At 33.0% G+C, this 13418-nt stretch carries 10 protein-coding genes; 7 read left to right on the top strand and 3 right to left on the bottom strand.

Annotation, left to right across the window (positions count from 1 at the left end):
- Position 1: 1 nt before the first annotated feature.
- From B5D15_RS03365 to B5D15_RS03375, 3 genes are read right to left on the bottom strand one after another with little or no spacing between them, the layout of a single operon-like run.
- Positions 2-844, bottom strand: coding sequence for a metal ABC transporter permease (locus B5D15_RS03365; protein ID WP_078695701.1), 843 nt, complete (start codon positions 842-844; stop codon positions 2-4).
- On the bottom strand, positions 838-1614 hold the full coding sequence (locus tag B5D15_RS03370) for a metal ABC transporter ATP-binding protein (RefSeq protein WP_242948684.1): 777 nt from the start codon (positions 1612-1614) through the stop codon (positions 838-840). The genes B5D15_RS03365 and B5D15_RS03370 overlap by 7 nt, the downstream gene beginning before the upstream one ends.
- A gap of 11 nt (positions 1615-1625) precedes the next feature.
- Positions 1626-2537 (bottom strand): metal ABC transporter substrate-binding protein, encoded by a 912-nt coding sequence (locus tag B5D15_RS03375; protein ID WP_078695702.1) that lies wholly within the window; start codon positions 2535-2537, stop codon positions 1626-1628.
- A gap of 220 nt (positions 2538-2757) precedes the next feature.
- Between B5D15_RS03375 and B5D15_RS03380 the strand changes: the two genes are divergently transcribed.
- From B5D15_RS03380 to B5D15_RS03410, 7 genes are all read left to right on the top strand, one after another.
- A complete protein-coding gene (locus tag B5D15_RS03380; RefSeq protein ID WP_078695703.1) occupies positions 2758-6519 on the top strand; it encodes a phosphoribosylformylglycinamidine synthase in 3762 nt (1253 codons plus the stop codon).
- Between the two features lie 163 nt (positions 6520-6682).
- Positions 6683-7672 (top strand): ornithine cyclodeaminase family protein, encoded by a 990-nt coding sequence (locus B5D15_RS03385; protein ID WP_078695704.1) that lies wholly within the window; start codon positions 6683-6685, stop codon positions 7670-7672.
- 80 nt (positions 7673-7752) lie between these two features.
- Complete coding sequence (gene pgmB / locus B5D15_RS03390; protein ID WP_207651444.1) at positions 7753-8397, top strand: beta-phosphoglucomutase; 645 nt, start codon at positions 7753-7755, stop codon at positions 8395-8397.
- Positions 8398-8412: 15 nt separating this feature from the next.
- Positions 8413-9735: a histidine--tRNA ligase gene (hisS, locus tag B5D15_RS03395; protein ID WP_078695705.1), complete on the top strand. Its 1323-nt coding sequence runs from the start codon at positions 8413-8415 to the stop codon at positions 9733-9735.
- Between the two features lie 20 nt (positions 9736-9755).
- Positions 9756-10433 carry a DUF2971 domain-containing protein gene (locus B5D15_RS03400; RefSeq protein ID WP_078695706.1) on the top strand — a complete coding sequence of 226 codons (678 nt, stop codon included), beginning with the start codon at positions 9756-9758 and terminating at the stop codon, positions 10431-10433.
- A 16-nt stretch (positions 10434-10449) separates the two neighbouring features.
- Positions 10450-11688, top strand: a complete 1239-nt coding sequence (locus B5D15_RS03405; protein ID WP_078695707.1) for a competence/damage-inducible protein A — start codon at positions 10450-10452, stop codon at positions 11686-11688.
- 136 nt (positions 11689-11824) lie between these two features.
- The gene (locus B5D15_RS03410) at positions 11825-13219 is read left to right on the top strand and encodes a sigma-54 interaction domain-containing protein (RefSeq protein ID WP_078695708.1); all 1395 of its coding nucleotides are present in this window, start codon (positions 11825-11827) and stop codon (positions 13217-13219) included.
- The last annotated feature ends 199 nt before the right edge of the window (positions 13220-13418 follow it).

The raw sequence follows: 13418 nt of genomic DNA on the forward strand, positions 1-13418 counted from the left end.
CCTAAACAGATTCCATATTTTCCTTAAATTTTTTTCTCGAATTTAAATCAGTTAATCTGTTAATAATTAGAAGACAAATAAGTATAATTACGTTGATTATAACAATCGTTCCCCCCGGTTTCAGGTTGGCATAATATGATATAAAAAGCCCTGAAACTGTTGAGAACTCAGAGAACATTATTGAATAAATAAATGTTTGCTTATAGCTTTTAGCTATTTGCAGTGCACAAGCTACAGGAAGAACCATAAGGGATGAAACAACAAGAGCTCCAACTGTTCTTGCTGAAATTGATATTGTAACTGCTGTTAAAAGAGTAAATATAAAGTTTATTGCTTTAACGGGTATTCCGCAAAGCTTAGCAGCTTCTTCATCGAAAGTTATATAAAACAATTCTTTGTATAATAGTATTACGGTTATAATTACACAAAGACTTAAAATTATTACCATTAATAATTCTAAACTGCTTACTGCAACTATGCTTCCAAATAGAAAACTGTTAAAACTTGAAGAGTTTTTGACAAATCCTGATAGTATTCCTGCAAGACCTATTCCGGTTGACATTATAACTGCTATTGCTATTTCAGCATATTTTGGGAATGACTTTCTTATAATTTCAATGCTAAAGGCAGCGATAATAGAAAAAATTACTGCGCCAAGAACAGGATTTATACCAAAGGCAAGACCGGCGGCAACTCCTGCTAAAGAGTTATGGGACAGGGAATCTCCAATCATTGACAGCCTTTTTAATACCACAATAACACCAATGCATGGAGTTATTGCAGCAATAAAAATACCTATTATAAAAGCTTTTTGCATAAAGTCATATTGAAAAATATCTAACATTTGATACCTTCTTTCTTCAAGTTGTTTTTGCAATTATGGCAGTCTAATTTTAAATCAATGCCATAAATTTGTTTTATGAATTCTGCCTTTATATTTTCGTTTTGAGTATAGCTTATAATACCGCTTTCGCTTAGATATAAAAGCTTATTCGCATGAAGTGCAATATCTTGAATATCATGGGTAACCATTATTATAGTTATACCTAATTCTTTTTGAAGTTTGGCTAAAAGACAATAAAGTGCGCTTTCAGATTTTGAATCTATACCAACTGTCGGTTCATCAAGAAAGAGTATCTTTGGATTATTTATAAGTGCCCTTGCTATGAATACTCTTTGCTGCTGGCCTCCTGAAAGGTTTCCTATAAGTTTTTTAGAGCAGTCTTCAAGCCCTACTAACTGAAGAGCTTTTAAAATCATATCATGGTGATTCTTATCAGGGATTTTAAATAGCCCTATTTTTGCAAATAAGTTTGCGCCTACAACTTCCTCTACTGTGGCAGGAAAGCTTGTATTAAAGGAATTTGCTTTTTGAGAGACATATCCTATACTGCCCCAATCCTTGAAACTTTTTATATCTTCTCCTAATAGCTTTATTTCTCCGCTGAGAGGAGTTAATATTTTAAGCATCAATTTTAACAGAGTACTTTTTCCGCTTCCATTTGGACCTATAATCCCTAAAAAGTCCCCCTTTTCGACTGAAAAAGTTATATTTTTAAGTATTAAATTATCCATATACCCAAAACTTAAATTTTTAACATCAATTACGTTCAAAATATCACCTTCTATTGCAATGCTGTTTTTAATATTTCAAGGTTTTCTTTCATTACAGAGAAATAATCTTTACCTTTTTTTATATCTTCTTCATTAAGCCCTTCAAAGGGGTTTAGAACAGCTGTTTCTGCACCTGATTCATTTGCAATTACCTGTGCAACCTTTGGACTTATAAGTTCTTCAAAGAAAATGTATTTAACTTTATTATCCTTTGCAAATTTAACTATTTCAGCCATCTTAGATGGAGTAGGCTCGACATCAGCTGACATCCCCTCAATAGCTACCTGATTTAATCCATAGGTGCTGCAAAGATATCCAAAGGCTTTATGGGAAACTACTATATCTTTACTTTTGAAGCTTAAAACAGCATTCTTGTATTCTTTATCAAGCTCATCTAATTTTGCTGAGTTTTCAAGGAAGTTTTTTTCATAATAGTCTTTATTAGAAGGATCCGCTTTTATAAAGGCATCCTTTATTGCTTCCATTTGAATTTTTGCATTGAGAGGATTTAGCCAAACATGGGGATCGTATTTTAAATCCTCATCACTATCTTCATTTTGTAATAGATTTATTTTCTTTGATGTTTCAACTACAATAATTTTTTTATTGCTTAAAGAGTTTATTACCTTATCTATCCATCCTTCCATTCCAGCGCCATTGTAAATTAAAACATCTGCTTTTTCTAAATTTGCTATATCCTTTGGAGAAGGCTCCCAATCATGGGGCTCAATGCCTGAAGGAACAAGATTGATAAGGTTTATCTTATCTCCGCCTATTTTTTTTGAAAAATCATACATTGCATAAAAGCTTGTGCACACAGCTATTTTTTTTGTTTCATCGGTGTATGTACTGCTCCTTCTGCTGCAGGCACAGGCTGAGATTAAAATTATGATTATTAATATTAATAAAACTTTTCTTTTCATTTTCCTTCCTCCTTAAATGCGAATCGTTTGCATTTTTGTCTTTATAATAATATATCAATTTGGGAATAATTTCAACAGGAACCTTTTTTAAAATAAATTTTAATTTGTGCTGTTTAAAAATCTATTCATATGATATAATATTTGTAAAAATACAAAATATAAATCAAATAATCAAATTAATGTTCGTTATATAACAAATATTTAGTAAGGAGTAGAGAAAATGAATAGCAATATTAAGAGGTTGTTTGTTGAAAAAAAGCCTGATTTTAATGTAGAGACTATAAGATTATTAGAGGAAATAAGAGAGGGACTTGGAATTAATAGTATTAAAGGAGTAAGAATTTTAAATCGATATGACGTTGCTAATCTCTCTGAGGAAGAGTTTGAAAGGGCTAAAAAAAATGTTTTATCAGAGCCTGCTGTTGACTATGCCTATGAAGAGGAATTTAAATTAAATGAAAGTGATAGGGTTTTTGCGGTTGAGTATCTACCAGGTCAATATGATCAAAGGGCAGATTCTGCAGCTCAATGTATTCAGATATTGACGGGAAAAGAAAGGCCTTTGGTACATGCTGCAAAGGTTATAATATTAAACGGAGATATATCTGACGAAGAATTTGAGAGAATTAAGAAATATTGCATAAACACGGTTGATTCGAGGGAAGCAAGCCTTACAAAACCTGATAAAATTGATTATGATTTTGAAAAGCCAAAGGATGTAGATGTGCTTGAAGGATTTATAGATTTTACAGAGGATGAACTTTTAAAATTCTATAAAGAAAAAGAATTTGCTATGAGCTTTGAGGATTTAAAATTTTGCAGAGAGTATTTTAAAAATGAAGAACATAGAAATCCTACGATTACTGAAATAAGGGTTATAGATACCTATTGGTCAGATCATTGCCGTCATACTACATTTCTTACTAAAATAAAAGATATAAAATTTGAAGATAGTCAATATAAAGACATATTAGAAAAAGCATATCATGAATATATTTTATCCAGAGAGTATGTATATGAAAATAATAAAAAAGATATATGCCTTATGGATATTGCAACTATTGCGATGAAGGAATTAAGAAAAAGAGGGCTTTTAAATGACCTTGATATATCTGATGAAATAAATGCATGCAGCATTGAGGTTGATGCAAATGTAAAGGGAGAAAATGAAAAATATTTAATAATGTTTAAAAATGAGACCCACAATCATCCCACTGAGATTGAACCCTTTGGAGGGGCAGCAACCTGCCTTGGAGGAGCAATAAGGGATCCTCTTTCAGGAAGAGCCTATGTATATCAGGCGATGAGAATTACAGGAAGCGGCGACCCGAGAACTAAGATTGAAGATACCCTTCCTCAAAAACTTCCACAGATAAAAATAACAAGGGAGGCTGCAAGGGGTTACAGCTCCTATGGAAATCAGATAGGACTTGCAACTGGATTTGTTGATGAGGTTTATGATGAAGGTTTTGTTGCTAAGAGGATGGAAATAGGAGCAGTAATTGGAGCAGCACCAAAGAAAAATGTACTTAGGGAAAGACCTGCTTTCGGGGATGTAGTTATACTCGTTGGAGGGAGGACAGGAAGAGATGGATGCGGAGGTGCTACGGGTTCTTCTAAGGAACACGATGAAGAGTCAATAATTAAATGCGGCGCTGAGGTTCAAAAGGGTAATGCTGTAGAGGAGAGAAAGCTTCAAAGGCTTTTTAAAAATCCTAAGGTAAGCACTATGATAAAAAGGTGCAATGATTTTGGTGCTGGAGGAGTTTCGGTTGCAATCGGGGAGTTATCTGAGGGACTTGATATTAACCTTGATGCTGTACCTAAAAAATATGAAGGTCTTGATGGTACAGAGCTTGCGATATCTGAATCCCAAGAGAGGATGGCTGTTGTTGTATCAAAGGATGATGCAGAGAAATTTATAGAATATGCAAGAGAGGAAAACTTAGAGGCTACTGTAGTGGCGTATATAACTGAAGATAGAAGGCTTAAGATGAAATGGAGAGAAAAATACATTGTTGATATATCAAGGGATTTCCTTGATACAAATGGAGTAAAACAAAATACAGACGTTTTTGTTTCAAAGCCTTTAAAAGAAAACAGCTTCTTTGAAAGAGAATTTTATAGTGATAAAAATTTAAAGGAGAGATGGCTTTTAAATCTTGAAGATTTATCTGTCTGCAGCAAGAGGGGCCTTGTTGAAATGTTTGACAGCACAATAGGTTCTTCAACTGTGCTTATGCCATATGGAGGTAAATATCAGCTTACTTTAACTGAGGGTATGGCAGCTAAAATACCCTTTGCGGATACTACAACCTGCACACTTATGACCTATGGTTATGAGCCAAAGCTTGCAAAGTGGAGCCCTTTCCATGGGGGAGTTTATGCTATAGTTGAAGCTGTTGCAAAAATCGTTGCGATGGGAGGAGACTACAGCAGGGTAAGGTTAACTCTTCAGGAGTACTTTGAAAGATTAAGAAATGAGCCTAAAAGGTGGGGTAAACCTTTTAGCGCTCTTCTTGGAGCTTTTTATACTCAAAAGATGCTTAAAATACCGGCAATAGGCGGAAAAGACAGCATGTCGGGAAGTTTTAAAGACCTCGATGTTCCTCCAACCCTTGTTGCCTTTGCAGTTGATGTCTGCGATGCTAAGGATGTTATATCTCCTGAATTTAAAAAAGCAGGAAGCAGAGTTTTAAAAGTAGAACTTGATAGAGATGAATTTGATATGCCTCGTTTTGATATGCTTATAAAAAATTATTCAAAGATTACAGAATTAATTAAAGAGGGCAAAATATTATCTGCCCACACTATAAGATACGGTGGAGTATCTGAAGCTGTAAGCAAGATGTGCTTTGGAAATAAAATAGGATTTGTTTTCTCAAAGGAAGCAGACATCGATAAACTGTTTACTCCTGACATAGGCTCATTAGTATTAGAAATAGATGATGATTGTGATTTGGAAAAGGAATTTAAGGATATTGAATATTCAATTATAGGATTAACTATGGCAGAGCAGTTTATTAGAATAAAGGATGTTTACATTTCATTAGATGAATGCATTAAATCCTATGAGAGGCCATTAGAAAAGGTATTTCATACGAAGACAAAAAACTATGAGAGAGTTTTATTTACTCCATTAAGTAAAGTCAACAATAAAAAACATTCAGTTTTAAATTTTGCAAAGCCAGAAGTTTTTATTCCTGTATTTCCAGGAACCAATTGTGAATACGATAGTGCAGCAGCTTTTGAAAGAGCAGGTGCAAAGGTTAATATTTCTGTTTTTAGGAATCTAACATCAAGAGATATTGAAAACTCCGTTGATGAGATGGTAAAAAATATAAAAAACTCTCAGATTATAATGATACCAGGAGGATTCAGCGCTGGAGATGAACCCGACGGCTCAGGAAAATTCATTGCAACAGTATTTAGAAATCCAAAGATTAAATATGAAGTTATGAATTTTATAAAAAACAGGTATGGACTAATCCTTGGAATATGCAACGGTTTTCAAGCCCTTATTAAGCTTGGTCTTTTACCCTATGGAGAGATAAGGGATATGGAAGATGATAGTCCAACTTTAACTTACAATGAAATAGGAAGGCACATGTCGAGGATAGCTATGACAAAAATAATATCTAATAAATCTCCGTGGTTTAATAATGTAAATGTTGGAGATGTTTATGCAATTCCAATATCCCATGGAGAGGGAAGATTTGCTGCAAATAAGCAAATAATAGAAAAGCTATTTGAAAATGGTCAGGTAGCGACTCAATATGTTGATTTTGAAGGCAATCCGACCTATGATATATCTTTTAACCCTAATGGTTCTGCCTTTGCTATTGAAGGTATTACAAGCCCTGATGGAAGAATACTCGGGAAGATGGCACATTCAGAAAGAATAGGTTTATATACTTTAAAAAATATTCCTTTTGAGAAGGATCAAAGGATTTTTGAAGCAGGGGTTGAATATTTTAAATAAATATAAAGATTATTTAAACCCATAAACTTAATTATTTAAAGAGTATTAGCTTTTAAGTTTATGGGTTTTTTATTATACTATAATTAATTAAAGCAATGAATTATTGCACAAAAATAAAGAAAAGTTTTATAATGAATATATATTTAAAACATGGAGGGATAGTATGTTACTATTGACGAAGGAAGATATAAAGAAAGTATTTACAATGAAGGATGCAATAGATGCAGTAAAAACAGCCTTCAAATTATATTCAGAGGGTAAAAGCGTAGTTCCTTTAAGGACAAATATAGATGTTCCTAAATTCCAAGGACAGTCTTTGTTTATGCCAGGATATGTTGAGGATTTAAATAGCCTTGGAATTAAAATAGTCAGCGTATTCCCCAAAAATGCTCAAAAAAATATTCCTTCAGTTCCTGCAAAGATGATACTATTAGATGGAACAGCTGGGGATGTTTGCTGTGTAATGGATGGGACATATTTGACACAGCTTCGTACAGGTGCTGGTTCTGGAGCTGCAACCGATATTCTCTCAAATAAGGATTCAAAAATTGGTGCTCTTATAGGGACGGGAGGACAGGCAAAATGCCAGCTTGAGGCTATGCTATCTGTAAGAGAGCTTGAGGAAGTAAGGGTTTATAGCCTTGAATATGAAAAATCTTATGAGTTTGCTGAAAATATGCAAAGAGAATTAAAAGATTATAATGCAAAGATTATACCTGTTAAATCTTCAGATGAGGCAGTTTGTAATGCTGATATTATAACTGCAGTTACAACTTCAAAAAATCCTGTATTTGATGGAAAAAAGGTAAAAAAAGGAGCACATATAAATGGAGTTGGCTCCTACACTCCAAATATGCAGGAGATGGATGAATACATAGTTTCAAAGGCAGATGGTTTTTATGTTGATTCTAAGGAAGCAGTCTTATCTGAGGCAGGGGATATTTTAATCCCTATTGATAAAGGTATTGTAACAAAGGATAGAATAGATGGAGAAATAGGAGAGCTGTTAACAGGAAAGATTAAAGGAAGAAGGTCTAAAGAAGATATTACAATATACAAAACCGTAGGTATATCGGTTATGGATATTGTAACTGCTTATAAAATATATGAAAAAGCGCTAAAAATGGGTATAGGAGTATTTGCAGACATATAAAATATAAAGGATTGAGATACTTTGACATTTATGCTATAGTTTATTTGATTATAGAACTATTTTTGTTTGGGGGTTTAATTATGTCAGTTAAAGGGTGTATTTTTGATTTGGATGGAGTTATAGTTGATACTGCAAAATATCATTATCTTGCATGGAAAAGGCTTGCTGAGGAGCTTGGATTTGAATTCACAATTAAAGATAATGAAAGACTAAAGGGAGTCAGCAGGATGAAGTCTCTCGAAATACTTCTTGAGGTTGGAGGACTAAAATTTGACGATGAAACTAAAATTAAGCTTGCCGAAAAAAAGAACAACTGGTATGTAGAATATATATCTAAAATCGATAAGTCTGAAATTCTAACAGGTGTAGAAAAGTTTTTAATATCTTTAAGGGAAAATGGAATTAAAACAGCCCTTGGCTCTGCAAGTAAAAATGCAATGATTATATTAAATAATCTTGGAATTGAAAAATATTTCGACGCCATAATAGACGGCAATAAAGTAAAAAAAGCAAAGCCGGATCCAGAAGTTTTTCTGCTTGCTGCTAAGGAATTGAATATTGACCCTAAGGAATGCGTTGTTTTTGAAGATGCAGAGGCGGGAATTGAGGCAGCAAAAAATGCAGGAATGTATGCAATTGGTGTAGGTTCATCAGATAAACTGCATGATGCTGATAAAGTTATTTTAGGATTTGATGCAGTTAATATCGATATTATTAATTTTTAGTTGGGAGGAGAAAAAATGAAGGAGCAAAAAGTAAAACCCTCTATTCTTCCGGGATTTATGGAGCTTTTGCCAAAAGATCAGATTTTATTCAATAAAATGATGGACACTATAAGAAGGAATTATGAAAAATATGGATTTGTTCCACTTGATACACCTCTTATAGAAAAATCAGAGGTTCTTCTCGCAAAGGGAGGAGGAGAAACGGAAAAGCAGATATATAGATTTACAAAGGGAGATACGGATTTATCTTTAAGATTTGATTTAACTGTACCTCTTGCGCGATATGTAGCACAGCATTTTTCAGAACTTAATTTCCCCTTTAGAAGATATCATATCGGAAAGGTCTATAGGGGAGAGAGAAACCAAAAGGGACGTTTCAGGGAATTTTATCAGTGTGATATAGATATAATAGGAAATGGAAAGCTAAGCATTATAAATGATGCGGAGATTCCAAGTATAATATACTCAACCTTTAAAGATTTAGGATTTGAGGATTTTACTATACACATAAACAACAGAAAGATTCTTAATGGTTTCTTTGAATCTGTCAAGGTAGATAAAAAAATTGAAGTATTAAGGATAATAGATAAGCTTGAAAAAATAGGTTATGATGCAGTAATTAAAGAGCTTGAGGAAATAGGAATTGAAAAAGATTCTATAGAAAGGATAATGGAGTTTATAGGAATTAAAGGCTCTAATGATGATATATTATTAAAGCTTAAAGAACTTAATATAGAAAATGAACAGTTCCTTTTAGGACTTGATGAACTTAATAAAGTTGTGCACTATATTAGATGTTTTAACGTTCCAGAAAAGAATTTTATAATTGATTTGACTATAGCAAGAGGACTTGACTATTATACAGGTACTGTATATGAAACTATTCTTAATAATTATCCCCAAATAGGAAGCGTATGCTCGGGCGGAAGATACGATAATCTTGCTGAATTCTATACAGATCAAAAACTTCCGGGAGTTGGTATATCCATAGGCTTAACGAGGCTTTTCTATCAGCTGAGGGAAGCTGAAATAATTGGCGAAAACGCTTCATCTACACTATCTGAAGTATTGCTTATTCCTATGGGAGAAACTCTCGATTATTCTATAGAAGTTGCTAATTCATTAAGGAATGAAGGAATCGTATGTGAAATTTACTATGAAGATGCTAAAATAGGAAAGAAGTTTGCTTATGCGGATAAGCTTAATATTCCCTATGTGATTCTCATTGGTGAGGATGAACTGCAAAGGAAGATGGTTTCCTTAAAAAATATGAGCACAGGGGCACAAAATATTATAGAAATAAGTGAAGCAGCAGAGACAATAAAAAACAGGCTTTAATTTAAAAGGTGAAATGTTTTATGAAAAATGAAGAGGAGAGGTTTAAAGAATTTATTCCTTATTCTAATGATATTATTTGTAAATACATGGACTTTCCTGAGTTTTTAGGTTTTTTAGAATATAAAAGCCTTCATTTCACAAGGGCGGATAAATTTGAGGATGAGTTTGAAGGAAAAGTACCAAGGAGCTTTCAAAAATACTATTGCGATTTTTATAATTTTAGGAGAAAAACCTATATAAACAGCTGGAGCATATTTCAAAGCGAATCCTATGCTATGTGGCATATATATTCTAAAAGATATGGAGTTGCTGTAAAAACTACTGTTGGAAAACTAAGCAAAGTACTTTTAAATTCAGGGGCCAAGCTGTATAAAGTAAAATATGTTGATTATAATAAATGCGGCTTAAACATAGACGTTCCTCCATTAATAATAAACAAAGAGGCCGCAAAAAACTTCTTCCTTTTAAAGCCAAAATTTTATGAATATGAAAGGGAAATCAGGGCAATTGTTATTAACGATAAAGAGCTTCCCTTTATAGATGTTGGAGTTAATATAGAAAATTTTATAGATGAGGTTATTATAAGCCCCTTTGCAGATAAATGGTTTACAGGACTTGTTAGGGACTTGATATATAACCGTTATAATATGGATTTTGTTAAAATATTTTGTTCGGATGTTGAAATAGGAAGGGTATAAAATTAGGAGTGATAAAATGATAGCTGAAATATTATCAGTTGGAACTGAGCTTTTGCTTGGAGATATACTAAATACAAATGCCCAATATCTTTCAAAAAGGCTTGCAGACTTAGGAATATTTGTCTATTTTCAAACTGTTGTGGGCGATAACAACGAAAGATTAAAAAAAGCCTATGATATAGCTTTTAAAAGGGCGGATGTGGTTATAACAACAGGAGGTCTCGGGCCTACAAAGGATGATTTAACAAAGGAGATTGGAGCAGAATATTTTGGGAAAAATCTTATCCTTCACGAGGATTTGCTTGAGGAAATTAAGGGGTACTTTAAAAAATTAAATAGAGATTTTGTAAAAAGTAATGAAAAGCAGGCATATTTCCCTGAAGGGGCTGTTATACTTCCAAATGAAAACGGTACAGCACCTGGATGCATAATAGATGAAAAAGGTAAAATGCTTATTATGCTCCCAGGGCCTCCCTTTGAGATGATACCCATGTTTGAAAATTATGTTGTCCCCTATATTAAAAAATATATTGATGGTGCAATAGTATCTAAGGTAATAAGAACCTTTGGAATAGGGGAAAGTTCTATGGCAGAGAAGGTTTCGGATTTAATAGAAAACATGACAAATCCAACAGTTGCACCCTATGCAAAACAAAATGAAGCAATCCTTAGAATAACAGCAAGAGCAAAGGATGAATTTGAAGCTAAAAAGCTCATTGAACCTATAGCTGAAGAAATAAAAAATCGTCTTTTGGATTATGTTTATGGAGAAGACGATGATACCCTTGAAAATGTTGTGGGGAGGATGCTTTTAGATAAAAATATAACTATATCAACTGCTGAATCCTGTACTGGCGGACTTTTAGCGGCAAAGCTTATAAACTACCCGGGAATTTCAAAGGTGTTCATTGAAGGGGCTGTAACTTACAGCAATGAAGCAAAAATAAGCCGCTTGAAAGTTAAAAAAGAAACATTACAAAAATATGGAGCTGTAAGCAGTCAGGTGGCAGCGGAGATGGCATTAGGGATTGCAAAAGCTTCAAATACGAGAATTGGCATTTCAACTACCGGAATAGCAGGCCCAGGCGGAGGAAGCGATGAAAAACCCGTTGGACTTGTATATATAGGACTTTGCATAGATGGAAATGTTAAAACAGTAAGATATAATTTTTCGGGGGACAGGCAAAAAATAAGAGAAAGAGCGGCAATGTATGCTATAGATTATCTTAGAAGAGAACTAAAAAATATTTTTTAACCTAAACTTTAAAGAAAACTATAATGACTATATTCATAGTCTTTAATTACGAAAATACATAATTTTTAGTATCTTATCTTTTCAAATATAACCTGTGTTATTGGATTAAAGCTTTTGTATCCGAAAGGAGATAACTATGGATTTTTATAGTAAAATCCTTGAAATACTTATAAATAACATAGACGAGGGCATTCATGTAATTGATAGTGAAGGTAAGACAATTATATATAATAAAGCTATGGAAGCTCTTGAGGGATTTGATGGAAGCGAGGTAATAGGTAAAAAAATACTGGAGCTATTTCCAAGCCTTAATGAAAATACAAGTACATTATGTAATGTACTAAAGAGCGGGGAACCTATTGGAGAGAGATATCAAAGCTATGTTAATAAAAAAGGCCATAATATAACTGCTGTAAATATAACTCTCCCTATAAAATTAGATGATGAGATAGCCGGGGCAATTGAAATCTCAAAGGATTTTACAAAAGTTAAGGAACTTTATGATAGAATAATACATCTTACAGGAAAAAGCAAAAGCGAGATTAAAAGCGATAAAAAATACAATTTTGATAGTATAACAGGATGCAGCCCTAAATTTTTAAAATGTGTTGAAATGGCTAAAAAAGCAGCAGCTTCTTCATCTACAGTTTTGATATATGGTGAAACTGGGACAGGGAAGGAAGTTTTATCAAGATGCATTCATAATGAAAGCGAAAGAGCTTTAAAACCTTTTGTTGCACTTAACTGTGCAGCACTTCCTGAGGGGCTTCTTGAGAGCATACTCTTTGGAACTATTAAGGGGAGTTTTACTGGTGCAGTTGACAGAATTGGTCTATTTGAACAGGCAAATGGAGGAACACTGCTTTTAGATGAAATAAATTCTATGAGTATAGCCCTTCAGGCAAAACTTCTAAGAGTTCTTCAGGAAGGGTATATAAGAAGGGTTGGAGATGTAAAGGATATACCTGTTGATGTCAGAATTATTGCAACCACAAATGAAGACCCATATACTGCTATTATAAAGGGAAGCATAAGAAAGGATCTTTATTATAGACTGAGCGTAATTAATATTGCAATTCCATCTCTTAGAGATAGAAAGGAAGATATACCTCTATTTATAAAAGACTTTATAAAAAAATATAATAATCAACTCTCAAAGGATGTTTGGGATATATCAAAGGAAGTATATGATGCATTTATGTCCTATGATTGGCCAGGAAATGTAAGAGAACTTAAAAATTATATTGAAGGGGCTATGAACATGGTTTCAGGCCATATACTTCAAAAGGAACATTTTACCCCCCAAATACAGGATACAGTATTTATTAAGTCAAAGGACCAGGATATGCTGAATATTAATAATTATTCCTTTAGCAGTTCACTTGATGAATATATGGATGAGGTTGAAAAAAAGATAATAAAAGAAGCTCTTAAAAAGTGCGGAAATAACATATCTAAGGCATCAAAACTTTTAAAAATAAAAAGGCAGACTCTGCAGCAAAAAATTAAAAGGTATAATATAAACATGTGACAAAAAAATTGCACCTACATGCAAATAAAATTGCATAGGTGCAATTTTATTATATTTTAGGCTTTTATATATACATATTTGGTGCAAAAAAAATTGCACTAAATATTAAGAATAATCACAAAAAAGATAAAATTAAGAATAAAAATTCGCTATGCTCATAATTCTTTGTATATATATAAATTTAAATTTAAAATTTTTA

Origin of the sequence: Caloramator quimbayensis (genome assembly GCF_900167605.1) — a bacterium.
GTDB classification, from domain to species: domain Bacteria; phylum Bacillota; class Clostridia; order Clostridiales; family Caloramatoraceae; genus Caloramator_B; species Caloramator_B quimbayensis.

Excerpts from the sequence above, each read along its gene's own strand:
- B5D15_RS03365 (WP_078695701.1), bottom strand. The coding sequence starts at position 844 with ATGTTAGATATTTTTCAATATGACTTTATGCAAAAAGCTTTTATAATA.
- B5D15_RS03375 (WP_078695702.1), bottom strand. The coding sequence starts at position 2,537 with ATGAAAAGAAAAGTTTTATTAATATTAATAATCATAATTTTAATCTCA.
- B5D15_RS03380 (WP_078695703.1), top strand. The coding sequence starts at position 2,758 with ATGAATAGCAATATTAAGAGGTTGTTTGTTGAAAAAAAGCCTGATTTT.
- B5D15_RS03385 (WP_078695704.1), top strand. The coding sequence starts at position 6,683 with ATGTTACTATTGACGAAGGAAGATATAAAGAAAGTATTTACAATGAAG.
- pgmB (WP_207651444.1), top strand. The coding sequence starts at position 7,753 with ATGTCAGTTAAAGGGTGTATTTTTGATTTGGATGGAGTTATAGTTGAT.
- hisS (WP_078695705.1), top strand. The coding sequence starts at position 8,413 with ATGAAGGAGCAAAAAGTAAAACCCTCTATTCTTCCGGGATTTATGGAG.
- B5D15_RS03400 (WP_078695706.1), top strand. The coding sequence starts at position 9,756 with ATGAAAAATGAAGAGGAGAGGTTTAAAGAATTTATTCCTTATTCTAAT.
- B5D15_RS03405 (WP_078695707.1), top strand. The coding sequence starts at position 10,450 with ATGATAGCTGAAATATTATCAGTTGGAACTGAGCTTTTGCTTGGAGAT.
- B5D15_RS03410 (WP_078695708.1), top strand. The coding sequence starts at position 11,825 with ATGGATTTTTATAGTAAAATCCTTGAAATACTTATAAATAACATAGAC.